Annotated in this window: 17 protein-coding genes; 5 read left to right on the top strand and 12 right to left on the bottom strand. The window is 49.3% G+C overall.

The features are described 5' to 3' along the window. Positions 1-188 precede the first annotated feature (188 nt). Positions 189-407: a PLDc N-terminal domain-containing protein gene (locus ACYVIY_RS28455; protein ID WP_460980064.1), complete on the top strand. Its 219-nt coding sequence runs from the start codon at positions 189-191 to the stop codon at positions 405-407. Then, positions 404-874, top strand: a complete 471-nt coding sequence (locus tag ACYVIY_RS28450; protein ID WP_460980063.1) for a nuclear transport factor 2 family protein — start codon at positions 404-406, stop codon at positions 872-874. Before ACYVIY_RS28455 ends, ACYVIY_RS28450 begins: the two co-directional genes overlap by 4 nt. On the opposite strand, the gene ACYVIY_RS28445 is transcribed toward ACYVIY_RS28450, so the two are convergent. From ACYVIY_RS28445 to ACYVIY_RS28415, 7 genes are all read right to left on the bottom strand, one after another. After that, positions 875-1,693 carry an enoyl-CoA hydratase-related protein gene (locus tag ACYVIY_RS28445; RefSeq protein ID WP_460980062.1) on the bottom strand — a complete coding sequence of 273 codons (819 nt, stop codon included), beginning with the start codon at positions 1,691-1,693 and terminating at the stop codon, positions 875-877. Between the two features lie 32 nt (positions 1,694-1,725). Next, positions 1,726-3,159 carry an alpha-L-fucosidase gene (locus ACYVIY_RS28440; protein WP_460980061.1) on the bottom strand — a complete coding sequence of 478 codons (1,434 nt, stop codon included), beginning with the start codon at positions 3,157-3,159 and terminating at the stop codon, positions 1,726-1,728. 25 nt (positions 3,160-3,184) lie between these two features. After that, entirely contained in the window at positions 3,185-4,396 is a 1,212-nt protein-coding gene (locus ACYVIY_RS28435) for an ROK family transcriptional regulator (RefSeq protein WP_460980060.1), read from the bottom strand. Positions 4,397-4,538: 142 nt separating this feature from the next. After that, complete coding sequence (locus tag ACYVIY_RS28430) at positions 4,539-5,858, bottom strand: vanadium-dependent haloperoxidase (protein ID WP_460980059.1); 1,320 nt, start codon at positions 5,856-5,858, stop codon at positions 4,539-4,541. Continuing rightward, positions 5,855-9,226 carry a VCBS repeat-containing protein gene (locus ACYVIY_RS28425; protein WP_460980058.1) on the bottom strand — a complete coding sequence of 1,124 codons (3,372 nt, stop codon included), beginning with the start codon at positions 9,224-9,226 and terminating at the stop codon, positions 5,855-5,857. Before ACYVIY_RS28425 ends, ACYVIY_RS28430 begins: the two co-directional genes overlap by 4 nt. A gap of 80 nt (positions 9,227-9,306) precedes the next feature. Beyond that, a complete protein-coding gene (locus ACYVIY_RS28420; protein WP_460980057.1) occupies positions 9,307-10,908 on the bottom strand; it encodes a SusD/RagB family nutrient-binding outer membrane lipoprotein in 1,602 nt (533 codons plus the stop codon). Between the two features lie 12 nt (positions 10,909-10,920). Further along, positions 10,921-14,022 (bottom strand): SusC/RagA family TonB-linked outer membrane protein, encoded by a 3,102-nt coding sequence (locus ACYVIY_RS28415; RefSeq protein ID WP_460980056.1) that lies wholly within the window; start codon positions 14,020-14,022, stop codon positions 10,921-10,923. A 353-nt stretch (positions 14,023-14,375) separates the two neighbouring features. Between ACYVIY_RS28415 and ACYVIY_RS28410 the strand changes: the two genes are divergently transcribed. Then, entirely contained in the window at positions 14,376-15,548 is a 1,173-nt protein-coding gene (locus tag ACYVIY_RS28410) for a glycoside hydrolase family 18 protein (RefSeq protein ID WP_460980055.1), read from the top strand. Between the two features lie 265 nt (positions 15,549-15,813). On the opposite strand, the gene ACYVIY_RS28405 is transcribed toward ACYVIY_RS28410, so the two are convergent. Together ACYVIY_RS28405 and ACYVIY_RS28400 are read right to left on the bottom strand one after the other, a co-directional pair. Next, positions 15,814-16,383 (bottom strand): methyltransferase family protein, encoded by a 570-nt coding sequence (locus tag ACYVIY_RS28405; protein WP_460980054.1) that lies wholly within the window; start codon positions 16,381-16,383, stop codon positions 15,814-15,816. A gap of 219 nt (positions 16,384-16,602) precedes the next feature. Then, positions 16,603-17,685, bottom strand: coding sequence for a serine hydrolase domain-containing protein (locus tag ACYVIY_RS28400; protein WP_460980053.1), 1,083 nt, complete (start codon positions 17,683-17,685; stop codon positions 16,603-16,605). 324 nt (positions 17,686-18,009) lie between these two features. Here ACYVIY_RS28400 and ACYVIY_RS28395 point away from each other — a divergent pair, with 324 nt between their 5' ends. Then, positions 18,010-18,744: a hypothetical protein gene (locus tag ACYVIY_RS28395; protein ID WP_460980052.1), complete on the top strand. Its 735-nt coding sequence runs from the start codon at positions 18,010-18,012 to the stop codon at positions 18,742-18,744. Between the two features lie 119 nt (positions 18,745-18,863). Here ACYVIY_RS28395 and ACYVIY_RS28390 read toward each other — a convergent pair whose 3' ends face one another. Continuing rightward, positions 18,864-20,213, bottom strand: coding sequence for a tetratricopeptide repeat protein (locus ACYVIY_RS28390; protein WP_460980051.1), 1,350 nt, complete (start codon positions 20,211-20,213; stop codon positions 18,864-18,866). 318 nt (positions 20,214-20,531) lie between these two features. On the opposite strand from ACYVIY_RS28390, the gene ACYVIY_RS28385 reads away from it, so the two are divergent. Further along, positions 20,532-22,325 (top strand): CocE/NonD family hydrolase, encoded by a 1,794-nt coding sequence (locus ACYVIY_RS28385; RefSeq protein ID WP_460980050.1) that lies wholly within the window; start codon positions 20,532-20,534, stop codon positions 22,323-22,325. A 285-nt stretch (positions 22,326-22,610) separates the two neighbouring features. Here the strand turns inward: ACYVIY_RS28385 and ACYVIY_RS28380 are convergent, their stop codons facing one another. Together ACYVIY_RS28380 and ACYVIY_RS28375 are read right to left on the bottom strand one after the other, a co-directional pair. Continuing rightward, complete coding sequence (locus ACYVIY_RS28380) at positions 22,611-25,265, bottom strand: ABC transporter permease (protein WP_460980049.1); 2,655 nt, start codon at positions 25,263-25,265, stop codon at positions 22,611-22,613. Beyond that, positions 25,262-25,597, bottom strand: a complete 336-nt coding sequence (locus ACYVIY_RS28375) for a PadR family transcriptional regulator (protein ID WP_460980047.1) — start codon at positions 25,595-25,597, stop codon at positions 25,262-25,264. The genes ACYVIY_RS28380 and ACYVIY_RS28375 overlap by 4 nt, the downstream gene beginning before the upstream one ends. Between the last annotated feature and the right edge of the window lie 462 nt (positions 25,598-26,059).

The following is a 26,059-nucleotide window of genomic DNA, read 5'->3' as shown; positions in this document are numbered from 1 at the left end:
GTGCTCGTTTCGAGCAGGGTGAGCTAACGCTGGAGGACCTGCGGTCGTATGCCCTGGAGCAGGGGGAGCCCAAGCAGATCAGCGGCAAGCAGGAGCTGTTTGAGATGATTATTAATCAGTATATTTAAGCCATAAACGGGGGCTGTCCGTTAACCCCTGACAGCCCCCATTCTAACCCTGATCAGGCTATGTATACACTCATCGGTTTAGGAGGGCAGGAGTTAATTCTCATCCTGCTTGTTTTGGGCGTACTGGTATTGCTCCCGGTCATTGCGCTTGTGGATGTGATACGTAGCGATTTCAAAGGATCGAATGATAAACTTATCTGGGTTATTATCATCCTATTTTTGAACATCATAGGTGCCTTACTTTATTTCTTTATGGGTCGTAACCAACGCGTTGCATGAAAAACGTATCCTTTATTTTGTTCGGGCTGCTGTTCGCTATCCCGGCCTTTGCCCAGTCTAACGACGAAGCGGCTGTAAAGACGACCATTAAGCTTTTGTTTGATGGAATGCGCAAAGGCGATTCTACGCAGGTCAAAAATGCGTTCGCTCCAACGGCTACGCTGCAAACCATCACCAAGTCCAAGGAAGGCGCAGTTTCGGTACGTAACGAAGACATTCGGAAGTTTGCGGCTTCAGTCGTTAAATATCCGCCTTTAGCGCTCGATGAGCGGCTGTCGGGTATAGATGTTAAGATCGACGCGGAACTAGCCACGGCCTGGACACCGTACGTCTTTTATTTTCAGGACAAGAAAAGTCACTGTGGCGTGAATGCGTTTACGCTCATCAAAGAAAATGGCAACTGGCGCATCCAGAACATTATCGACACCCGCCGGAAAGATAATTGCCCCGATCTACCAAAACCCTGATTACGCTCCGCCCCACTTCGGCAATCGCTTCTCCAGAAAAGCGGCCATCCCTTCTTTAGCGTCGGGCGTTTGCTGCAACTGAACAAACTGATCATACAGAAAAGCCTGCTGTTTGTCCGATGGCAGGTTTTTTAGTTGCTGATAGGCCCGTAAACCATATTGCATAGCCGTGGGCGAGTGCAGTTTCAGTTCAGCGGTTAGCAGCGATACGGCCGCGTCTAATCCGTCGTTCGGCACTACGTTGGTAACTAGTCCAATGGCACGGGCGTCCATTGCGGACAGAATTTTTGCGCGTAGACAAAGATCGAGCGCGGTTCGGGCGGGCATAATGTCGAGCAACACGGCCAGCACCTGAAACGGGAACAGACCGCGTTTAACTTCAGGCAAGGTAAACGTCACCGATTCGGCCGCAACAACGTACGTACTGCCGCCAACCAGTAAAAAGCCGCCCGCATACACGGGACCCTGCACCCGCGCAATACACGGCTTATGCAGGCCCGCCATCAATTCGCCAATGCGAACGGAACTCGATGGCTCAGGAACCGTAGCTGTTTCGGCATCACCCGTCGATAAGGCTTTTAAATCCATACCGGCGCAAAACGTATCGCCCGCAGCAGCCAGCACGACCAGCCACACGTCCGTCGTATAATGCGCATACGCCAGGGCGAAGGCAAGTTCGCTGAGCATGGGCGGACTGAGTGCATTCTTCTTCTCCGGCCGGTTGAGCGTAATGGTCAATACGTGATCGGTCAGCAACGTACGCAGATAGCGAAATCCTCCGGTAGGTAATTGTGCAACTTGATCAGCGGTGTAGAGCATACTCATGCATCAGGGCACACTAAGGTATAGTGTTAGCTAAGTTTAAATACCCATACCGGCTGATCGGCCAATTGTTTACGAATCGCTTCGGGAATAGTCACTGCAGCGCCGTTCGTCGCCTTTTTCCAGCGGAGCGACGGCTTCGCACCCAGCAACGATACCGTTTTACCTGGCATTAAGGGCAAAGTCATCAGCGCAGGCAGCTGCTGTTCGGCTTCGGTGGGTAGATACGCGGCATAGGTTACGTTGTCTTTTTTGGTAAACGCCCACTGCCCCTGCCGATAAGGCGCTACGGGTTTAGTGCCGTATATGGCTTCCTGATTTACCTGCATCCAGCGGCCAATTTCGCTGAGCCGTTGATACGCTTCTTCGTGCCATTCCCCGTCGGGTCCAGGTGCTACGTTGAGCAGCAGGTTTCCATTCTTAGCCACTACGTCGACCAGCGTCTGCACGAGCTGACGAGCCGACTTAAAGTTTTCTTTTGGGACGTACGACCAGCTGCTGCCCATGGTCATGCAGGTTTCCCACGGAATGGGCAGATAGTGATCCGGGATTTGCTGCTCGGGCGTTACGTAGTTTTCGAACTCACCCGACACGGTCCGATCGACTACGAGCAGCCCCGGCTGTTTCTGGCGGGCCATACCCGCAATACGGGCCATGTCGATGTTCTGATCATACGGAATGGTCCGTTGCCAGCTAACGGTTGAATCGATGGTGTTGAACGGCCGTACCCAACCTCCATCGAGCCACAGGATGTCTACTTTCCCGTAGTCGCTCATCAGTTCCTGAATCTGGTTGTAGGTAAAGTCCGCAAACTGTTTCCACTCGTTCGGGTACTTTTTGGGATCGTAATTAACGTTACGGTCTTTGGGTGGCCAATACGGTTTCCAGTAGTGCTCGTTATGCCAGTCCGGTTTAGAAAAATAAGTACCCACCATAAAATCCTGCTTCCGGAAGGCGTTCAGAATTTCTTTCGTTACGTTACTACGTGGATTCGACGAGAACGGCGTTTTTGAACTGGTAATTTTATAATCGGTCTGTTTAGTGTCGAACATGCAGAATCCGTCGTGGTGTTTGGTGGTGAACACCATGTACTTCATGCCCGCCGTTTTTGCCGCCTGCGCCCATCGTTCAGGATTAAACTTGACCGGGTTGAAGGTGGTCTGTAGATTCTCGTACGCTTTCTTATAGTCGAACCAGTTGGCCGATGCGGGTCCCCTTCGCTCGCACCAGCCTTCATCCTCGGGGCAGAGCGACCAGGATTCCACAATACCCCATTCGCTGTAGGTGCCCCAGTGCATGAGCAGGCCAAACTTTATATTTTGCCACTGACTGAGCTTTTGTTTCACCTGGTCATCCTTAGGCCAGACATACTTACTGTGGTTTTGCTCGGCGTGCTGCTGCCCAAACGAAAGGGAGGTCGTCAGGAAGGCAGCGGCCAGTACAGAGAGAGAACGACTGTTCATAAACGCGTGAATGCAGTAATCGGGATTAAGGGATCAGTTCCTGCTCCAGTAGATTTTGCAGGATATACGCCTGAGTACCGTACAGCTTGGCCATCTCACCCAATTTCGACAATTCGATGCTGAGGTTATCCTGGTAGTTAAAGAGGCAATATTTAGCAATCGCCTGTTCTATGGGCCGCGTGATGGCTTTGCGGGCCGTAGCCAGCACCCCGTTGACAATGATCAACTCCGGGTTGAACAGATGAACTGCCGTAGACAATCCACGGCCTAACTCATGGCCTACGTCACTGAGCAGATCAATGCAGAAGGCATCCCCGGCGTTGGCTTTGCTGATAATGGCTTCGATGTCGATCGAGTCGGCATCCATGTCAGACAGCAACGACATCTGTCCGTTTTCCAGCCAGGTTTTCGCCCGGCGAATTAAAGACGATGCCGACGCTACAGTATCCAGACAGCCGACCTTTCCGCAGGTGCACAAATCGCCGTCGGGCCGCACCTGAATGTGGCCCAACTCACCCGCAAACCCGGCCGAGCCCTGTAATATATCCCCGTTGGTAATAACCCCCAGACCAATTCCCCAGTCAATATTGATGGACAGTACGTGTTTTTTACCTTTCGCCAGCCCAAAGTGATGTTCACCCAGAATGGTAGCCTGCGTATCGTTTATGAAGTAGATGGGCGCATCAAACGCCTGCATCAGTTGCTGATTCAGTGATAACTCCGGCTTGTTGATGCTGGGGTACGTATAATTAATGCCTTGTCGGGGGTTTACCAGACCCGGTAAAGCGGTTCCGACGCCAATGACCTGTAATTTATCCTGATCAAGCTGCTGGGCCAGTTGCTCAAGCGGCTCAGAAAGCACATTGAGCAATGAAGCCGAATTTTCCAGTTTGAGACCAATGTCTAACCGATGAACCACCTGGTTCGACAGGTTAAAGACCAGCAGTTTGGTGTCGTGTACGTTAATATCGACAACGACTGTTACGTACCGGTTGGCATCGAGCGCATACAGTGAGGGCTTACGACCAAACTGTGCAGCTCCGGTGCCGATTCCCTGCACCCATTGTCCGGTGCTTAACTCGTCGATCAGGGCTGTAGTAGACGGAATACTCGTATGTAACAGCTTGGCTAACTGCGCAATCGTATGCGCTCCATACTGGTATAACTCATTGATGATTCTCCGCTTTAACTTATTTTTTTTCGTGTCAATGACAGAAAAAACTTCGTTATCCTGCATGATAGCCTTACGGTTCGGTTCGATTAGTTTTGAATAGATTTTGCACTGGCTTAGGCTAAAAAGTGTATAATCAGCTGTACTTACTACAAATTTAGTCCTACTTATCGGTATTGACGCGGCTCGCTTTATCAAAAAACGGCCTTCACAAAGCAGGGCCGATTCCGGCTTTTCTTATCTTCTCCACAACGAAAGCCCCGATAGCCTGCCCCTGCGCCTGCCCGTTTTCAATCGCATCGCGATAATGAATACCACCGTACAGTCGGGAAATAGAAGCTTCTTCGGCGGCTTGCCGGAACGAAGAAAACGTTCGCTCGGGCAGTTCGAAGATGATCTCTGTTGTATCCGTAAATGAAAAATTGGCACCGATCAGGTATGTTAACACCTCGGCAACCGCAGTCGATACTACACTATGCCCGCTGGTGTATTCAGGAAACGGGGGTGTTTGCAGCAGTGGTTGCCAACGGGCGTTGATGGACCGGTTGATCACCGTCTCGGGTCGAATTCGGTTGCTCCGGTATTTCTCATCCCAGCAGCTAATGAACGCGTCCATCAAGGTCATCGCCACCACCGAATGAACCTGAACGGCCTTATCGAACGATAGCCTGGCTTTACTCGCGGCCAGACTGGTAATGTTCATCCAATGTCCACCGGGGCTGATCTTCTTGAAACCAATGGACATGTGCCCCGAGGTGTTGATCGCAAACGGGTTACAATCCCAATAGGAGGCAATAAAGCGCTGTTCGGCTGTCAGGTTGCTGCCTGTCTGATACACCTCGTACGCGAGCTTATAAAACGCACTGCTGGTGTCTTTACTAAATGCAACAGGAGGTTTGGGCTTAAACTGGCCACAGGAGTCCAGCATCATGGGCCGAATGGTTCGCCAGTGGGGTTCTACGGCTTCGATATAACCGGGTGGCGTGGGATACCAGTGTCCGTCGGCCCTGGTGGGGCGGTACCGAAGCCGGGCGCTTAGCTTGCTGTAGTTATCCACCGCGGCATACGCCATAACTTTTTTGGCGACCGCCTGCGCGACAACGACCGACTGCTGAATAATGGACTCACTGTATTTCGCCTGCCTGAGTTCTTCCAAAAGTTTCTTTTGTTCTTCCTCCAGGAGCGAACCCGATGGCAGAATCAGTCGCCCCGTTTCGAGGAGGCAGTACAACGCAGCAATCTGATAATTGTACGGCTGCTTCGTATCGAGCTTAAGGGTTTCAAAGCCCGTTACCAGCCGGGTTGGCGACGCTACCGACGTTTGATGCTGCGCTACAATTTCATGAGCCCCCAGCAAACAATACGTATAAAAACGGCTGGCCGCGGGCGGATTCACTACATCGTGGATCATCACCATCGACAGGGCAAATACCGTCGGTTGAAGGCGAGCCCCTAAATCGGGTTTAGCTGTAGCGATCCGAGCCGAACCGATGCATACCCATAACCAGATGACTACGTTTCGCTTCATGGTTTCTGAGGTTTATACACCTGAAGCGGCTGGTTGAAGGCCCCGATCACTACGTGGGGTACCTGCCCGATGGTTAGTTCAACGACTGACTTTACATCGCCGGTTACCGACAGGCCGGATTCGGGCTGACTGACGTAGGTGAAGTTGCCCTGTCCATTACCGGTTAGCAGACAGCCGTAATTGGCGTCCATAGCGCCCAGTTTCAACCGGTTGTCGGATTTGTTACCCAATAGAAGCAAATCCACGTGTCCGTCCCGGTTGACATCCTTGATCAGAATGCTGGTTACGGGGGCTAGCTGCGCCTGTAGGGGCAGAATCTGCTTCTCGAACCGTCCCCCCTGGTTGACGTAACAAACCGAGTGACACTCTACGGCGGTCAGTTTTTTGGCCTGCGCTAATTCTTCAGGCAAAAATATGTTGGCAAGGGTCGCATTTGCGTAATCTTTATAGAAGCCAAACCGTTTGCGCATGGCATAAATCTGATCGTTCAACTCATCGCGACTGACGAATGGGTATGACGTCCCCTGCACGTAGAAGCAGAAAAACGGATCGACCGAACCGTTATTGTCGAAATCGGCATAGCACAATTCAGCGGGCTCCTGTTGAGACATTTTGATCTGCGAATTTGTCCCCAGATTACCCGCCACAATATCGTTTTTACCATCGCCATTTACGTCGCCCACGGCGACCGATAACCAGAACCCGCTTTCGTTTTCAGGAAAGTACTGGCTGGTCGCGTCAACGAATCCAGCTTTGGTGTTCCGGTAAACCTTGATAGGCATAAATTCGCCACAGACAATCAGATCGAGTCGGTTGTCGCCGTCCAGATCGGCCCATTGCGCGTCCGTCACCATGCCAACCGTTGTGAACGGTACGGGCACCATCGTAAACTGGCCTTTGCCCGAATTCTGGAGCAGATAGGACGTTGGGGCTTCGGGATAACGGCCTGGTACAACCCGCCCTCCGATGAACAGGTCAATATCGCCATCACCATCATAATCGCCGGGACGGATGCATGACTTGCTATTCGCACTCAGGTTTGGCAGCGCATTCTTCGCCAGAATCAGTTTTCCATGACCATCGTTCAGATACAGTTCATCCTGCAGAGATGGCGTATTGGGCTCAAACAGCGAATAGCCTCCTTTGGCTGTATACAAATCGTCGTAGCCATCGCCGTTCGCGTCGAAGAATACCGCAGCTACAATGGCAGAAACGGATTCATCGCCAATCGTTAACCCATCAATAAGCTTAAACGTACCGTCTTTCTGTTGCACCCATACAGTACCGGGCTTTTTCTGATCGCCACTGATGAACACATCGTCCAGGCCATCTTTATTCACATCGCCTTTGGCCATTACGGGGCCCGTATGCGAATACATCCACAGCATTAAGGGCTGGCGTTTGAAGTCGTTTTCGGCGTATCCTTCGTGGGTGTGGCTGACAACCGATCCTACTTTAGCGAAAACGGGGTTTACCGATTTGGTGGTTGATACCGATGGAATCGCTTTGGCCGACTGCTGTTGGACGACCAGAAGCTGATTGACCGGAACACGGGCTAACTTCTGAACGGACTGATCGGGCCAGATAACCTGGATCGAATCAACTACGGTTGCAGTGCCCAGACCAAAATGCAGCATCAACGGCTGACTCGATAAGTACCCTCGGACGGAACTTAGCTCCTGGTACTGAAGATTACCGTTCGTGAACACCGTTACTTTAGCGCCCAACGCATTCTTGCTATCCGAGGTCGGTACCAGCTTGATCTGTACATATGCATTCGGAGACTGCTCACGAGCCATATTTTGGTAGATGAAAGCGGGCTCGTTAATGTTATTCACAATCAACTCAAGGTCACCGTCGTTGTCCAGATCGGCATACGCGGCTCCATTCGAGATGGATGGCGTCTGCATACCCCACTCCTGCTGCCGGTTGCGAAAGGTTAAATCGTGGTTGTTGCTGAATATATAATTGGCAACTTTCGTCGATGGCATGGCCTTTACGAGATCCATGAGTTGAACCGGCTCGCGGTTGATCGCTTTCTTGATCTTGTAATCGCCCCAATAGCGCAGAAAATCCTTGTTGGTGTAATCCCTCAGGTAGCCGTTGGTGATGAATAAGTCTTTGTAGCCATCGTTATCAAAATCGGCTAACAACGGTGCCCAGCTCCAGTCGGTATTCGACACGCCAGCCGCCTGCGCAATCTCACTAAACGATGGAACGCCATCCCGGCCCACTCCATTGTTCAGTTGCAGCATGTTCCGCATGTACTGCTTTTGCAGGTTCTGCTGCTGCATCAGCTCGAACGACTCGTAGTTTTCCTGGAGTTGTAAAAGCTTTTGCCGACGGTTGTCTTCGGGCAGCATATCCAGCGACATTACGTCGGGTAGCCCATCATTATTGAAATCCGCAATGTCGACGCCCATTGAGAACTGCGCCATGTGGCGGAAACTCGTCTGGGTTTCATCCCGGAACGTACCGTTTTTCTGGTTGATGTAGAGGTAGTCGGGCTCGTTATAATCGTTCGTTACGTAGATGTCGGGCCAGCCGTCCAGATTGACATCGGCGATGGCAATACCCAGCCCGAACGTCAGCGGGAATTGATAGATACCGGCTTTCTGCGTTACGTTGATAAACCGGCCTTTATGATTTTCGAGGAGCTTATTACCCGCTAGCTCGTCGGTTTCGGTATGGAGCTTCGCGAGCTCCATGTTATCGTATTTCTTTACGTTGTGGTGGAGCAGAAATACGTCCAGATCACCATCGCGGTCGTAATCGAAAAAAGCGGCCTGCGTGTTGTATCCCGCATCATCGAGACCATATTCTTTCGCTTTTTCAACGAAGCGGATGGGACCTCCCTTAGTGGTTGTCTGGTTAATGAAGAGTTGATTTCGGCGTTTGCCGTCGTCGTTTTTGCCCGAGTAGCAAACGTAAATATCAAGCAGTCCATCGCCGTTTACGTCGGCCATGCTGACGCCGGTCTTCCAGGCTCCGGCTCGTCCGGCTAGTTCTTCGCCTGCTTCAGCGGTAATGTCTTTGAAGGTTAACCCACCCTGGTTCAGGTAGAGCTTGTTGGGTTTGAGGTTAGCGGTAAAGAAAATATCCTGCCAGCCATCATTGTTTATGTCGCCTACGGCAACACCGCCACCATTGTAGAAGTACTCGTAAGCCAGGACATTAAGACTTTCGTTTTCGTTGATGTCGTTGCTGAAATTGATATTCGTCTGGCTCGGGGGCAAAAGCCGGAAAAGTGGTGTCTGCGCGTTTGTATGGCGGTAAGTCAGGCACAACAAACCCAGCGCTGCCAGGCAACGATAAAAAGTTTGGAGAGGAGAAATGATTCGTTTGTTAAACGTAAAGGCAAGAGGCATACGCACATAAGCTGTCAGTAGCCAATAAAAATAATAGAAAGGGCAGGGATTATAAAGACCTCCTGCCCTTTCTATTCAGACTATTTGTCCCACCATACGCGCGACGACCAGGTATCACCGCCAGAAAGGCTGCCAACGGCGGTTTTATAGCTGTTGGTGTTCAGCGTAGCTTCTGTAGTTGGGTACGGTTGCCGACGCGGAATCTGACCACCCGAGAAGTTACCGGTGTAGTTTACCGGTGTCAACTCCGGATAGCCCGACCGTTTCCAGTTATTCCAGGCTTCCTGGAAGTTCTGCAGAATGCCGGTTGTTGCCCAGTACTGCTCGTTGATCTGTTTCAACGCATTGGCAGCCACCAATGGATGAGCTGCCGCATAGGCGTCCGCCGTAGCCGCGTCGATAACGGCGGCAGTACCGTATTTACCCAGCGATTGAATACCAGCCGATACGCCTTTCTGGTAATGATCAGCGGCCGTACCGCCTACACTAAATCCACGGGTTGCGGCTTCCGCCAGGAGTAGTTCAACTTCGGCGTAGGTCAACACAAAAATGGGTGCACTCCGGTTGCGGTAGATCAGGGTTGGGCGGGAGTATTTGCCGATTGGTGTAGCCTCTGCCCCCGTGCCCGTACCACCCGGATAACCCGGCGATTTGCTGATGTCGGTTGCACCACCGTTCATATCGTATCCGTTCGGTAAACCAAGCTGTACACTGGGGTCGCTATTACCAGCAATAGCAAAGTCCTGATTCGCAGTTAGCCCACTAGCGGGAACCTCAGCAATCTTAGCCAGACGAGGGTCGTTGCCAGCCTTCAGATAATCGATGAGCTTTTTGCTCCACCGTACCTGATACACGTCGGCCAGCGTGCTTAGGGCCGCGCCGTTGCCATTGCCGTAACTATTGGCGTTATCGGCCATTACGTAAGCATCGTCGCTCACGCTCGTGAACACACCACCAGCTACTGCTTTTTCGGCGTAGGTTTTGGCAGTTGTCGGATCAATCTTCGTTAAGCGCATCGCCAACTTAAGCATCAGCGAATACCCGAATTTTTTCCACTGCGTAATGTTGCCCTTGTACGTATAGGCATCATTGGTAGGCACATCGCCCGACGTACTGAGAGCCGCCGTAGCCGTTTCAAGCCGACTCAGCATCGACTTATACACACTTTGCTGGGCGTCATACGCTGGTATCGTAGTTCCTGCCTTTGCCTGCAGAGCCTGCGTGTAAGGTACATCGCCATATGTATCGGTAATGGTCGACAGCGCCTGTGTCTGCATAATCACCGCGATGTTGTTCAGGTTGGCCTGAGCAGGCTTACCCTTAGTCAGCTGCTCCATTTCGTAGGCAAAGCTGGCCGCCTTGTACGCTTCATTCCACGTACTTGCCAAATACGAGTTCGTATTACTCGAAATTACGTATTTATCACCATTCGAGTAGTAGTTGGCCGCGCCCGATGTGGTTGAGGCAAAAATTTGCACCCACATGCTTTGGAACAAGATAGGACCGTTATAGCCGGCGATTGAATTGACGTAGTTCCACTGAGAGCTGGGCAACAGCAGGTTCGGATCAAAAGTAGTAGCCGAAGCTTTGGTTGGGTCAGTATTCAGTTGATCCAGATCTTCGGTACACGAAAACTGCAGAGCTCCAACTAGAAATGTTAGCGCTATTAGCTTTTTATTCATAATCAATGCTTTCTATTTAAACTTGATGTTTACGTTAACGCCGTAATTCCGGGTAGAGGGCAGGTTGCCGCCTTCGATGCCGGTATAATTCAGATTGGAGCCGAACGAAGCCTCAGGATCAATGTTCTTAGCCTTTTTCGTGATGTAGAACAAATTACGACCAACCAGCGAAATGTTCACGGCCCGGATCAGCGGCAATTTTTCGAGCAAGCTGCTAGGCAGATTAAAGCCAAACGTAAACTGACGCATCTTGATGAAATCACCGTCGAGTACGCTGATCTTGGTTACGTTGTTAGCCAGCGCGGTATAATAATCCTGCGCCGTAGCCGTAACGGTATTCGCGGCTCCTCCTTCAACAACGCCGACCTTAACCCCGGTTTCGCGACCTTCCAGCGTAGCTTTGTTCAAACCGCGACGGTATGAATAGTTTTCAGTCGCCGACAGGATCTTGTTCCCGTAGTTGTAGTCAACCAGGAACGACAGGTTGAAATTGCCGATGTTGAACTCGTTGTTTAATCCACCAAACAGCGTAGGTAGTACCGTACCCATGTTGATCAGCTCACCGCGAACAGGAAGACCCGACGCATCAACGACAATCTGACCGTTTGCCGCGTATTTGTAGTCATACGCGCGAATTTGGGGACCTGCCTCACCAACGACAAAGGCAGTAACAGCGTTGCCCAGGGTTGCCCGGTTCTGGCCCAGTGTAATTGGGTTGTTGTTGGCATCGGTCTGCAAGATTCTATTACGCACCGACGTCAAATTCAATGATACGTTCCAGTTCAGCTTCGATGTACGGATGGGTGCCCCATTAATCTGCACTTCAAGTCCATTGTTCTGTACAGAACCCGTACCGATCACACCTTTGGTATAACCTGTCGCCCAGCTGTAGTTAGCAGGCATGATTTCGTTACGCGTTTTCTGGGTGTAATACGCCAGATCCAATCCTAACCGGCTGCCGAAGAAGCGTAGTTCCAGGCCTACTTCAAGCTCGGTTTTGGTAAACGGCTTCAGAAATAGGTTAGGCAGCTCATCTCTGAAATTACCTGTTGCGACACCGTTAATTGCGTTACCAACCCCGTAGTAAATACTGGTGCCATAAGGATCTTTGGGCTCACCACTCGTCATCGCGTACGAAGCCCGCAGCTTACCAAAACTCAGATTCGGCACTCGAATCAGATCCGAGAACACTAAAGTTCCCGTAACCGATGGGTTGAAAACGCTGCGGTTCGCACTCGGCAGCGTTGAATACGTATCATAGCGGCCCGTGGTGCTCAGGGTCAGGAAGCTCTTATAACCCAGGTCGACGTTATAGTAAGCCGACTGAACTTCCGTATTCGCTACGTTATAATCGCGGTTGTAGTTTACTACGTTGTTCCAACTGTATAGATAAGGCAGTACAAATGGGCCACCATTTACTGCAATACGCTCATAGCGGTTCTTGCGGATGTTACCACCTAAGAGCGCATTGATCGAGATGTCGGACGTAACGTTTTTGTTAATACTAATCAGACCGTCTACGTTCAACTCGGTACGCTGCGCGTTCGAGAGTTCATCGAGTCCGCCTTTGGTACCATTCGAGAAGGCAGTCCCCCAGGGCGTTACCTTGAAGATGCGATCGTTCGAATTATCGTAGCCGATACGAGCCTGCGCGTAAATCCAGTCTGCAAACTGGTACTTCGTAGACGCCATCGAGATCAGGCGCTTGCGATCGACGTTATTAACGAATTGGTTAATAACAAAATACGGGTTCGTTACGTATTCGTCGTCGCTGAAGATCACCTCCCGGCCGGTTGTCGTGTTGTAACCAGGGGCCAGAATCCGCTGGTCAATATTGGTGGCCAGCATCAACCCGTTGTTGGCGTTCATCGGGCCATCGCTGAGAACCGGCTTATTTTTAATCCGTTCGTCGATGTAATTCGCCAGCACGCTAAAGCTCAACTTGTCGGTGATGTTCTGATCGACCGTCAGGTTAGCCGTTTTCCGGGTTAAACCACTGTTTGGAACAATAGCCTGGTTGGCCAGATTGGACAGTGACAGACGGAATGAGCCATTATCCCCACCTTTCGTTACCGCCACGGTATTGGTGAAGTTCGACCCCATCCGGTAGAAGTTTTTGATGTTGTCCCGCTGCGCTACGTACGGATACTGATTACCGTCAAACTGAATCACATTTGATCCGTCCAGCTTGGCACCCCAGCTCTGGCGACCTGTCTGTTGGGCCAGCGCCTGTGTAGTTGGCTTCGCACCACCAATACCTTGTCCGTATTCATACTGAAAATCAGTAAAGTTGACGGGCTGATCGGTGGTTAAGTTCATGTTATAATCAACCGCGAAGTCCCCTTTCCGGCCCCGCTTGGTCGTTACCAGAATAACCCCGTTCGTCGCCCGTGCACCGTACAATGCAGATGCCGACTGGCCTTTCAGGACCGTCATGGTTTCGATGTCGTCGGGGTTCAGGTTACCCAGGCCATCACCACCGTCGGCACCACCCCACTCACCCGCGCTACCCCGCTGCGTGTTATCCATGGGTACACCATTGATCACGATTAACGGCGAACCGGCTGAGTTCATACTGGGCATACCCCGCAGCAGCAGTTTAGACGTACCACCAGGACCACTATTCGTGCCTTTCACGCTTAGACCGGCCACGCGACCAACCAGCGAGTTACCCACGTTGGTCTCGCGCGCCTTCGTAAACGCCGTTGCATCGACCGTCGTTACGGCATAGCCAATTTTGCGGGCTTCTTTCGATACGCCAAGTGCCGTAACCACGACTTCCTGAAGAACCGACTCACCGGGCACAAGTCGAACATCAACAACCGACCGATTACCGACGGTGATTTCCTGTCGTGTGTACCCAATGTACGAAAACACCAGCACTGCATTATCGTCGGATACGGTTATGCGGTACCGGCCACTACCGTCCGTGTTTGTACCCCGCGATGTGCCTTTGATGGTTACGGTTGCTCCAGCGACATCACTACCTCTTTCGTCAGTCACTCGTCCTGTGATCTCACGATCAACAGCATACAAGGGCGATAGCGCAATAAGCATCCAGGCTCCTAAGAAGAGAAAAACTCTTCCAGAGGCTTTCAGTAATTTTTGTTTCATAAACATGAATAGGATTAGATAAACAACTAAAAAAGCACTCACTAACTGAGCGTAACTAGGGGTCAATTATCGCAAAATAAATAGTCCGTTGCTTAGTCTTACAAGTGAAATCTGCCTAATACTACATCGACTATACGGGCTACAACCAATGTTTTTTATCTTGCTTAAGCGTTTAATCAGTACGTAGCAAATTAGATTTGGCAATCTATTCAACACATAGACTATTATTCTGCTAGTTGGTTCTCATAGCGAATATAAGGTCTATTTTTTAATTTTTTTAAAATTGTATAAGTATTTTTAAAAAGCCGATATAATATTGGATTCCGATCATAATGAATGTTAATTATACCTATATGAATCTTCGCTTAATTACTCTATTTACTTTTTTAGGGATTAGTAGTACATCAGTATCCATACTTGCTCAGTCTATAGCCCGCGCAAAGTCGTACGTTATTATCGGCTACGTAACGGGCGACGGCTGGACGAAAGAGCAGATTGATCCGAAGAAAGTTACGCACATCAACTACGCCTTTGCTATACCTGCCCAAACTGGCGAACTGGCTCCACTGAGCGCGAAAGATTCCACAAACCTGACTACGTTAACGTCCCTAAAAGAAGGGAATAAAGACCTTAAAATTCTGATTTCCGTTGGGGGCTGGGGCGGCTGTAAATACTTTTCGGACGCTGCCCTGACGGACGCATCACGCCGAAAATTCGCCAACAGTGCGGTGGCCCTGCTTAAGAAGTATCGGCTCGATGGCGTCGATATTGACTGGGAATATCCGGATCAGCCTGGCGCAGGCAATATTTACCGTCCCGTCGATAAGCAAAACTTCACCTTATTTCTGAAAGCCATTCGGGATCAGCTCGACGAGCAAGGTAAGACAGATAAACGCGTTGGCGCGAACCATTACCTGCTGACAGCGGCTACGGGGGGCGACACCGCCTTTGTAAATCATACGGAGCTGGGCAAGGCGCAGCAATACCTGGATTACGTCAACATCATGACGTATGATCTGTATCATGGGAACGACAAGGTGACCGGCCACCACAGCCCGCTTTACCAGTCTGCCAAAGGTGATCACTCGCGAAACAGCACGGCCGACGCCGTTGAGGGACATATTCGGGCGGGCGTACCGGCCAGCAAAATTGTGTTGGGCCTTCCCTTCTACGGACGCGGCTGGGCCGACGCCAGATCGCAGGACAACGGCCTTTTTCAACCAGCACCGGGTAAACATTCGTTTATCAGCCACGACGAGTTGATTGATAAATACATTAATAAAAATGGCTTTACACGCTATTGGGACGCCGATGCGAAGGTGCCATATCTCTGGAATCCAACCTCCCGCACGTTCATTTCCTATGCTGACGAAGAATCGTTCGGCTACAAAACGGATTATATAAAATCGAAGCAGTTGGCTGGGGTTATGTTCTGGGAGTATATGTACGACGTCCGCCACGATAAACTCCTGAACAAGGTGGTGCAGGGCTTAGCCAGTGAACCAAAAGCGAAAGGCGGGAAGTAGACGAGCAGCTAGTATAAAAAAACATCTTTGAGCTAAGCGTCGATGGCGGCTTAGCTCAAAGATGTTTTTTTATAGGAAGCTACCATTCAACGAGCATACGTTGCATCTCACGTTGAGAGCCTTTACTGAGATGGTATGTTTTCCGCATTGTTATTATTGATCTGCGCAAAAATTAGCCAATCCGCTCAAAAAAATCTTCCCGGTAGCGTTCGCCAACCGGGGAATTCAGTTGTGCCAATCCCTGTACCTCTCGCCGATGCCCAACTCAGTAGAGGAACGGAATCAGACGCCAAGTGTGCTCACTATAGGCAGCGTAGCCCGGAAGTACTTGCCGTAAGAACTGTTCTTCCCGACTTATTTTCACCGCATAGGTTCCACTCAAGATCAGTAAGCCCGTCAAGCTTGACGGGCTGGGTTGATACAAGGTCGTCCCGAATGCGGCCCAGAGGAAACCCGTATACATCGGATTGCGAACGTAACGGTAGGGACCACTAGTAACTAAGGTCTGGTTTTCTACTTGCTGAATGGCCCCACTCCAATTATCAGCCAGCACCTGGCGGGCCCAGGCTCCGAACATCATGCCCATCAGCATCAACCCCATTCCTACCTGGTGAACCCAGTGAGGCATAACGGAAAAAGGTTTGGTGAACGCCATTGGTAGTGGATTGAGCAACAGGATGAAGGAAAGTACGACGAGTGCTACATGGATTAGCCGATACCAACTCGTCTTAGATGGCTGCTGCACCTGAACTCGACGGCGTGTTGTATACCCCCAGATGGCCCAGCCAAGCCAAAAAATGCCCCAGATAATTAGAGCAAAGTAAGTCGTGAACATAGTGACAGATTGATTGCGTACAGCTTAGGTAACTGAGGTAGCTATCAATTTGTGTTGTAAGCCAACTCCATTAATTCCGTCCGATGGAGTGATACGTGAAGCGGTAGGGTATACTAAAAAGCCCGAATTATAGATTCGACCTCGTCTCAGGGAGGAGCGTTCAGTGAGATTATGTCGCTGTTGCTTACCTAACCCTTTGCCTGCTCAAAAAGGTCAGATCTACTCCTCATCATCTTTGTCCAGCCCTAGTAACATCTCTTTGGCTATGGCTGACAACTGCCCCTGCGTATCCAGATCGGATACATTCGTTAATAGCACAACGCCCCGCTTCAGGTCAGGCTGGAAAACTAAAAAACTGCTGAAGCCTAAGGTGCTTCCACTCTGGAATATACGCCGGGGCATCGGGGCCTTATCGTCCATTTGCCAGTTCAGACCCATCGCATAATAGCGAATATCGCCCCAGGTAGGCTGGTGAGTGAGCTGGACAATCGGCTGCGATTCGTCCATGTGCCACTGCACATAGCGTAAAAGATCGGCCGTCGTTGACCAGATGCCCGCAGCAGCCAGCTCTTGTGGGATAGCATAAGGCATAACCACGCCTGTTCCGTTATGTCCCTGCAGCCGCTGGGGCTTGGAGAGTCGAGCTTGGGTATGACTCATCTTTAATGGACGACAGATATAGGCTTGAATCAGTTGTTCATAAGGCATGTGATACATGCCTTCTAAAATGTAGCCTAGCAGTTGAGCCGCTGCATTCGAATAGCTCAGCTTGATACCCGGTACGGTGTCGAGTTTGACTTGGTGGAGGTCAGTAAAGAAGTCTTCAGGGATGTATTTCCGGCGATGCTGTTCAAAGGAAGTAGAGTCTGCTGAAGTAGAGAAACGGCTCGGTTTAATCGGTAAGTTAAACGGCAATCCTGAACTATGGTTGAGTAAATGAACGAGCCGGATCGGGTGCCCTTGATATGCCAGGTTTGGATAGTGCTGGGTCATGTAACGCCGGATATCATCATCCAGGTTTAGTTTGCCTTCTATGACAGCTTGAGCTAGCAGGGTACCGGTGAAGGTTTTAGAGATGGAGCCAATTTCATAGCCGGTTGAAGCAGTTGGCAGTTGTTTTGACTTTGGCTGAGTCGTACCGTAATTGTAAAAATGAGTTTTACCATTTTGGATGAGCCCAATTGATAAGGCCGCGAAGGGCGCTTGTTTTAGAAAGGCAGTCGCTTGCCGTTGTAGGAGTGAATCCAGGTTAAGTTTTCCCCTAGTTGGCTGCCCAAAGGTATTACCAGCTACCAGAACCATGAGTAGGGGTGTAATTGGGTTAAAAGGCATATGCTTCAATTTTAGGCTGGGAACTCCCAAACGGTCCGAAGGTTACAGAAACGGTGTTAGTCACAATTTTAGGGGACAGTTGCCCAAGGCATGAGCTCAATTTATCGTCTCGCCTTACGCCCGGATTATAGACACGCTCTAGTCTCAAGAAGGAGCGTTTTACTGATGATAAATAACGCATGATTAGAGTCTTAGGGGAATCAGTGATTGCCGTTGAAACGTGAAAAAAACTACCTGTGTAGTATGTATTACATAATACCTTGCATTGTAATATGATTGTCCTAAAAAGACAATATGATGCACCAAATTGAGTCGCTCGAATCAACGACATTTTGGTTTCCTGGCCGCTGGATGGGAGGAGTTGCCATGATACTTGCACCACTTCTCCTTCTTCTCTCCCAACTCCTGCTCCTCCAATTTGAGTTCTTCTTTCCCCAACAACTTAAAGCCTTTGACCAACTCCCAACTCAAGTCACCACGGCTTATAGTCTTTTCCTGGCGGGTACTATCCTCTTGTGGCCAGCTATAATCACTTTAGCCAAATTGGTTGGGCAAAGACAACCGGCTTGGGCACTCTGGGGAGGGACGCTGGTGATGCTAGGCTTATTCGCTCGTAGCTTCCACTATGGCATCAATCATCTAGCCTTTCAATTAGTGAAGGTGCAAAACCTGCAACTGGCTACTAAGGCCGTCGCCGACTCATATGGCGCTTTCCACATCGTTTCCAGCTTGTCGGCGGCCATCATGTTTGGCTGGGTAATCCTAGCGATTGGGACGTATCGATCGGGCGTATTAAGTCTAGTTGGCTCTGTTGGCTTAGGTCTGATGTCGGCTTTAATGCTAGGGGTACTCAAAGGGGCTTCATTCGCATCGGTCTTTGCCACAGCGGGTCTTTGCGTAGCCCTGTTACCCCTTGGCAAAAGCGTGTTGATGAGCGGCCCCCTACCTAAAGGTCAGGTGATTATAAGTTGGGCATTATTGATTTTGGGCATTACTACGCTAATGTACTTTTTCGGACAAGCAGGCTAATGGAAAATGGATATGCATATCAAAGCAATCTTTTGAAACGCCCCATTTTTAAAGCAGACACATGAGCGCCCCTTCGTCTCACATGGGAGCGAATTGTGAGACAATGATTTTTATCTTTATTAAACCCCATCAGTCACATACGGCTTCAGCAATTGCTGAAAATCCGTACGTTTGCGTAGTCGCTGCCAGCGGGCGTCTGCCCGATAAGCTTTTGCCGACACGGCCTCTGATTTCTGAGGGGATTTTAACGCCTTCCCTAGATAGACAACCGCCAGTGAATCCCTACCCTGACGACTATGCAATTCAGCCAGAGAGTCCCAATAGTCGCCCACTTGGCCTGCCTGACTAAGGGCAATGTGCAGCGACTCTTCGGCTTTTTTATAGTCGCTACGAGCCATATAGCCATAGGCTAAGGCATTATAAATGGGAGCACTCAGGCGAGTCTCCAGCCGATTGTGCTCCATCAGATCGATGAGCGATTCCGCGTCATTTTCCCGGACATAAAACCCGGCTAAATAAAAATTGGCGGTCTGCGCCATATTTGCAGCCTGGGCCGGCAGGCCCGGCTCACCCACTTTGCGCATGTTGTCGACGAATAACTGTTTGTAGTTTCTGATCGTTGCTGAATCAGCCTTACTATGAGCGGCTAAGGTCATATAAATTTCAGCCCGGGTGTAATAAGCCAACTTGTCAGTAGGGAATTGGCTGGCTGCACTATCCGTCCAGGCAAAGGCTTCTTCATAGTTCAGACTATTCAAAGCCACGGCAACGGACGTCATATAGAAATAGTAATCACTCATCAACGTCCGATGTTTTTTCAGGTACGCATACACCTTATCAACCATCACCGAATCTTTCTTGATCATGTAATAGGTAATCAAGGCTTTGGGCGAGCGCACCTTCATAATCTCCAGGGCGGCTTGATGAATCAGCTTTTGAGCAGGTTCATGCCGACCGATGGATAGTGGCTGGGTAATCTGATCAGTGACCTGTATGGATACCTGTTGAGTGGAGTCGCTGAGGGTGATGTAACCGCCGATGGTTCTATCCTGCCTGCCCAGCAGGGCCAGAATGGATTTGGTAACGGCTCTCAGATTAAAGCCTTCCACCGACAGCTCATTTAACAACTCCGTATTATCCTCATTACTGCCCACCATGGACCTGTTCATGCCATAAATACCGTCCAGGATGGAGTCGATCTCATCGAGGATGGCTTGTTTGACAACTTCACCGCTGTAGCCCTGTTCTACCCAGGCGGGGGGTACTTTAAAATCCTGCACGTAGTAAATGGTTTTCTTATACTCCTTGCGTAGGTAGATACAAAACGCAATAAACAGGCTTAGCCAAAGCAGTTTGACGCCCACGCCAAACCATTTTTCAAATAGTTCAAACCAGGCTAATTGTTGAAGGCTTTTTAAGAAAGACCTGACCCGTCCAGCACTTGGACTGATAGCGTTAATTGGTTCCACGGTTAAAGTCGAAAACTTGCGTTGTGTTACGGAGGCTCATAAATTTCTAGTAAGCAAGATAAGCAAACGAGGCCGCAAACACTGGCCGTCTCCAATAATTTGTTCGCGCTATTTCGTATTCTATGGATTGTCGTTAATAGTAACTAAAATAAACCGTCCAAGTAAGGAGCGTTTGTTGAGACTTTGTAACTTGTTGAGCCTACTTCAAATTTCTTCCCGATTGGTTTCACCCTGCAACAAAAGCAACCAATGGCTGTCCTTAGAAGCCCACTATCTAAAAAAACAGAAAGAGATGGGCTTGATTCAACCATACAGCCTATGTCGCTTACTAATCAACAGCAGTACGTTAAACGAATGAATCCCGCCAATACAGCAAACAGTAGTTGGATTGTCCTCTTCCTGTTGGTAGCTCGTTTTACCTATGCTCAACAAACTCTTCTGACCAGAATAGATGCTCCCAAAAGTACGTACGACGTTCAGGATAGTATCCTGATAAAAACCCGGGATGGAGCAATCCTTTCGGCCATCATGGTTCGAAAAAAAGCAGTAAGCCAGCCGCTGCCCGTGGTCCTTCAGTTTACCATCTATGTGCGGGATACAGGACGAGATATCAAGTCCCTGAAAGAGTCGGCCGATAGGGGATATGTCGGCCTAATCGTCTACTCAAGAGGCAAACGATTCAGTACCGCTCAGATATATCCTTATGAACATGAAGCCGCTGATGCCTACGATGTGATTGAGTGGATCAGTAAACAACCCTGGTGCAATGGTAGCGTGGCCATGTTTGGCGGTAGCTATAATGGCTTTTCGCAATGGGCAGCTTGTAAACAGCTACATCCGGCCCTTAAAACCATTGTCCCCTATGTCGCCAACAGACCAGGGATGGGCTTGCCCATGGAAAACAACATTTTTGTCAACCCAAACTATGAATGGTCCTTCTACGTGGGTAACAACCCCTACCTGGATACGCTTGCGGGGAATGATCGGAAACGCTACCGGCAACTGATGTTCGACTGGTGGCGCAGTGGAGCGGCCTACAACAAAATGGATAGCCTCGACGGCAGACCCAACAAATGGTTTCAACGCTGGATTAGTCATCCTGACTTTGACCCCTACTGGCAGACGATGGCTCCTTATAAACAGGACTTTGCCCAAATCACTATTCCTGTTCTGGCTATTGATGGTTACTACAATGATTCCCAGAATTCGAGTCTATATTACTTAAGAGAACTCCAGAAATACAATCCGAAAACACCTGGTTACCTGGTGATTGGCCCTTACGGACACTTTGGTAGCCAGATCGGCGGAGAACGAGTAATTAACGGCTATCGGGTGGATTCGGTGGCCCTGTTCGACATCAAGCAACTAACCTATCAGTGGCTTGATCATGTGTTAAAAAGCGGCCCCAGGCCTGCCATGCTCAAAGATAAGATCAACTATGAGGTCATGGGGGCTAATGAGTGGCGCAGCGCTCCTTCACTCGATAAAATGCATAACGGATTGTTAACGTTTTACCTGACTGACAAAAAAACAAATGATTTTTACTCGTTAAGTCCCCAAAAGCCATCAACAACAAGTTATCTGAGCCAACAGGTCGATTTCTCGGACCGGCAGACGAGTAACAACGAGTACTACCCTGACCCCATTGAGCGCAAGACACTTGATATGAGCAATGGCTTTGTATTCGTCAGCGCCCCCTTGGCAGAACAACTGCTGGTCAACGGCTCCTTCCTGGGTCAACTAACTATCAGCCTCAATAAAAAAGATGTCGACCTTGGCCTAACCTTATATGAGTTAACACCGACTGGCGAGTATTTTCATCTGTCGTATTACCTTGGTCGGGCGAGTTATGCAAAAGACATGACGAAACGATCCTTGTTGCGGCCGGGTAAACGAACGACTATTGCGTTTTCAAATACGCACCTAGTCAGTAAACAGGTAGGGAAGGGCAGTCGACTGGTGCTGGCCGTCAATGTCAATAAGAATCCATTTTCCCAGTTGAATTATGGAACCGGCAAAGCCGTGAGCACAGAAACCATATCCGATGCGAAAGAGCCGTTGCAGATAAAGTGGTACAACAGTAGCTACATCAACGTGCCGGTTTGGCGATGAAGCACGGCGACTAGGTAGAGGAGCTTGCTTAAGCATTTTTAAGCATCCGGTCGATGCTTGCTAGTTTGTAAGCGTCTCGACTTAAAGGCTTTACCTGGCTAATCGCTTGTCAGTTCGCTATCCCTTTGTCGACTCTATTTACGAGCAGGTGAATCTACATCGTCTCAAGGAAAGAGTTAGAGCGAACAACTAGCTTTTGGTTTTATCACCAATAAAATGATCGCAGATCAGCTCGTCCAATCACTGATTGTCAACAATAATTGGACGAGCTGATTTCTCGACAACCTATTCGGTTCGTAACGTCTTTATCGGATTTACCAGGGCGGCTTTTACACTACGGAAACCGACGGTCAGCAAGGCGACGATAAATGTGATCAGAATTGCCAGGATAAAAATGCCTGCGCCTAGTTCTATCCGATACACAAAATTGCTCAACCACTTGTTCATCACCCACCAAGCCAGCGGAGCGGCCAGCACAAACGCAATCAACAACAGGCGAGAAAATTCTTTCCCGAACAGCCAGAGAATGCCAGACGTACTCGCCCCCAATACCTTACGCACGCCGATCTCCTTCTTTTTCTGAGCCGCCATAAACGAAACCAACCCGTATAGACCCAGGCAACCGACAAAAATGGCGATACCAGCAAACGCCTGAATGAGCCGAAGAATCATAGTATCTAGTTTATAAAGTCGGTCAATGTCCTCATCCAGAAAACGATACGTATAAACGGATGACGGATACATGGTCGTCCAGGCTTTTTCAAATCCGGCCAGGGTAGCTTCCAGATTCGCCGGAGCTACTTTTATTCCGCAACTAGTATACATCTCACGTCGGGTCGTCAGGCAGAGCGGCTCAATAGCCGTACGAAACGATTTAAAATGGAAATCCTTCATAACCCCAACGATGGTTCCCAATTGACCGTTGATCGTAGCCGATTTGCCGAGTACATCTCGTAGAGAAGCTAATCCAAGGGATTTTACGGCAGCTTCGTTGAATAAATACTCTCGGGCTGTGTCTGACGGTGCCAAATTGCGACCAGCCAGAATAGGTATTTTGAACGTAGGAACGAACTGATCGTCCCCGGTTTTATACGAAATACTGAAGTTTTCATTTTTCGGACGAGAGTCAAAGCGAATACCTGTACTGGCCAGAAATTCAGAAGCGGGAGGGCTACCAAAAAACGTAACGTTTTCGACGCCAGCCATTTCCGAAAACTGCGCATTCAACGTACTAATTTTTGACTTCTGATTATTCGGTATCGGCAGAATAACGATTGCATCTTTCTGAAAACCCATGTCGGCCTGCTGCGAATAACGTAACTGATTGGTAACAATCAGCGTGCCGATAATAAGCAGTTGCGAAATTGCAAACTGCGTGATAACTAAGCCCCTTCGTAGCGAAAAACCACCTACCGACTGCTGAGAGACTTTTCCCTTCAGCGCCAGCACAGGCTGAAAACGAGCCAGAATCAAACCGGGATAAGCGCCTGAACAAAAAATCACGATGATCAGCAGGCCGAGCAAAAAGGCAAGCAGATACGTATCCTTCAATGGATTAAGGGCTAGTTCTATAGCAAACCATTGATTGACAAATGGTACGGCCAGATACGCCAGTCCTAAAGCAATAACCAAGGCTAATCCGGCAATGAACGCCGTTTCGGTAATGAATTGCCAGAAAAGCGATCCCCGCTGACTACCCAATGCTTTCCGAACGCCGATTTCCCTTGAACGCCCAAGCGCCTGTGCTGTTGCCAGATTAATAAAATTGACGCAGGCTGTAACAACCAGAAATAGGCCAATTATCGCAAAGGTCCAGAGATTCTTTTTCTCAGTGTATCCTCGTAGCTTCGGGTTGAAATGAACGTCAGAGAGTGGCTGTAGCTTAAACCGAAAAATTTTTGCATTCTCTTTGTCATAGTATTTATCCGTAATGGCCGGCAGAATCTTAGAATCGATCATAGCTGCCGATACACCCGGTTTGAGCCGGATAAAAACCTGCATCTCTTTATTAAACCCTACCCACCAGTCTTTTTCGACCAGCCAGGGGCTATGATCCTGCAAATTGCTGTAGGGCAGATAGATTTCCGTGTGAAAATCGGTGGTGGCTGGCAGGTTTTGAAGAACACCTGTAATCTTTACGACCAGGGAACTGTCAATGTGCAACAATTGACCAATGGGGTCTATATCGCCAAAGTATTTTTTGGCAATTCGTTCCGTGATCAGGGCGGTGTTTCGCTCCTGCAACGCCGTTTGTGGGCTGCCTTCGCGTAGTGGAAAATTGAAAATTCGTAGGAAGTCAGCATCGGCAAACGCAACATCTTCATTAAATTTTTTCTGTGGTGATACAGCTACCACCTGATTTTTCAAAAAACCGACCCGCCCAACTTCCTCCGCGACATCATACCCGCGCCTGAAAGCTTCGCCCATAGGATTAGGAACGCCTGTACTATACGTGACCTTTTCGTTATGAAGCTCCGTTGTAATGCGATAGATACGATCCTGAGCCGCATGGAACGTATCGAAACTCAGGTGGTATTTAACCAATGTAAAGATCAGAATGGCACAGGCAATCCCCAGGCTCAGACTCACTACGTTGATGGTCGTATAGGACTTGTGCCGGTTGAGCTTTCTTAACGCGATTTTAACATAATTGCTTAGCATAGTCATGGGGTTTGGTGCTGAATATTCAGTTTGTTTCGTGTATTGATAGGCTGATTGAGCCTGTTTACGCCAAAGTCGGGGATGGAGCAGCAACAGCATTTCCAGCACATACAGCAGCCGGGCTCGGATAGCACCATAGTGCTGGACTCGCTTTTGAAATAATTCATACATATCGCCCAGCACTTCGTCCCGAATATGAGGAGCCGTAATGCGCCCCATCAGCCGCTCAGCCCAGCGTGGTGGCTGCCTATCTTGATCGCTTTTATTGTTCCGATTCATGTCAGATGATCAAAAGCAGTTTTCGGAATTCCATCCCACAACTCATTTCGGATGCGTCGCGCTTCGCGTAAGGCTTGCTCACCCGCCAGGGTTACCGCAAAAAGTCGTTTGCTTCGCCCTCCCCGTTCAGCAATGGGCTCGCTAAATCGGGAAGTAACCAGTCCTTTTTCTTCTAGTCGTTGCAAGGTCCTGTGAACAACCCCTAAGCTCATAGGCCGCTCCAGACGGTTACTAAGCTCCTCTAAAACGGCCACGCCGTAGGCATCATCGTAGAGCAGTGCAATTGTAAGCAGGACAATTTCTTCGAACTCGCCTAGTTGAGTACCTTTCATCCGGTTAGGTTATCTTTCTCTTTTGCATGACAAATCACGGGCCAACCTTTCTTTTTGTCTCCATAGGCGTTAGCACACCTATTTTTAGGTTACTACTAGCTTACTATCGTCCGAAAACGGACGGTGACTTGTCCAAATATGGACGGTTATAGGGATACTTAAGTATAGGGCCTCTTTCATCTTGTCAGGCTCGCACCAATACCAGTAAAGCAGTTGACATTTTCTCCGCTAAATACTTGCTGGTTCACCGGCTCTTCAAACGCCCTTTTTAAGAGTCGAGAGAAGATAAGACCTTATAGCTGCAAACTTGAGTCAAATCATGTCTTAAATTGTTATCTCACGAATCAACGTCTCAGATTGATGTAGCGTCCTAAAATAAGTTTACAGTTTCGAAGTGAATTTATTAGTTCATGCTTATAGTCCTACTATCTGTTTACAGTATCTCAACTAAAAATCAGTTGG

Source organism: Spirosoma knui (assembly GCF_054780635.1).
Note: the sequence above shows the minus strand (reverse complement) of the source record. Positions and strands in the feature narration are given on the sequence as shown.

What these genes read in the sequence shown, in the direction of transcription:
- ACYVIY_RS28425 (WP_460980058.1), bottom strand. Translation starts at nt 9,226, where the DNA reads ATGCCTCTTGCCTTTACGTTTAACAAACGAATCATTTCTCCTCTCCAA.
- ACYVIY_RS28410 (WP_460980055.1), top strand. Translation starts at nt 14,376, where the DNA reads ATGAATCTTCGCTTAATTACTCTATTTACTTTTTTAGGGATTAGTAGT.
- ACYVIY_RS28375 (WP_460980047.1), bottom strand. Translation starts at nt 25,597, where the DNA reads ATGAAAGGTACTCAACTAGGCGAGTTCGAAGAAATTGTCCTGCTTACA.
- ACYVIY_RS28380 (WP_460980049.1), bottom strand. Translation starts at nt 25,265, where the DNA reads ATGAATCGGAACAATAAAAGCGATCAAGATAGGCAGCCACCACGCTGG.
- ACYVIY_RS28395 (WP_460980052.1), top strand. Translation starts at nt 18,010, where the DNA reads ATGATGCACCAAATTGAGTCGCTCGAATCAACGACATTTTGGTTTCCT.
- ACYVIY_RS28440 (WP_460980061.1), bottom strand. Translation starts at nt 3,159, where the DNA reads ATGAACAGTCGTTCTCTCTCTGTACTGGCCGCTGCCTTCCTGACGACC.
- ACYVIY_RS28405 (WP_460980054.1), bottom strand. Translation starts at nt 16,383, where the DNA reads ATGTTCACGACTTACTTTGCTCTAATTATCTGGGGCATTTTTTGGCTT.
- ACYVIY_RS28400 (WP_460980053.1), bottom strand. Translation starts at nt 17,685, where the DNA reads ATGGTTCTGGTAGCTGGTAATACCTTTGGGCAGCCAACTAGGGGAAAA.
- ACYVIY_RS28420 (WP_460980057.1), bottom strand. Translation starts at nt 10,908, where the DNA reads ATGAATAAAAAGCTAATAGCGCTAACATTTCTAGTTGGAGCTCTGCAG.
- ACYVIY_RS28415 (WP_460980056.1), bottom strand. Translation starts at nt 14,022, where the DNA reads ATGAAACAAAAATTACTGAAAGCCTCTGGAAGAGTTTTTCTCTTCTTA.
- ACYVIY_RS28435 (WP_460980060.1), bottom strand. Translation starts at nt 4,396, where the DNA reads ATGCAGGATAACGAAGTTTTTTCTGTCATTGACACGAAAAAAAATAAG.
- ACYVIY_RS28430 (WP_460980059.1), bottom strand. Translation starts at nt 5,858, where the DNA reads ATGAAGCGAAACGTAGTCATCTGGTTATGGGTATGCATCGGTTCGGCT.
- ACYVIY_RS28455 (WP_460980064.1), top strand. Translation starts at nt 189, where the DNA reads ATGTATACACTCATCGGTTTAGGAGGGCAGGAGTTAATTCTCATCCTG.
- ACYVIY_RS28385 (WP_460980050.1), top strand. Translation starts at nt 20,532, where the DNA reads ATGTCGCTTACTAATCAACAGCAGTACGTTAAACGAATGAATCCCGCC.
- ACYVIY_RS28450 (WP_460980063.1), top strand. Translation starts at nt 404, where the DNA reads ATGAAAAACGTATCCTTTATTTTGTTCGGGCTGCTGTTCGCTATCCCG.
- ACYVIY_RS28445 (WP_460980062.1), bottom strand. Translation starts at nt 1,693, where the DNA reads ATGCTCTACACCGCTGATCAAGTTGCACAATTACCTACCGGAGGATTT.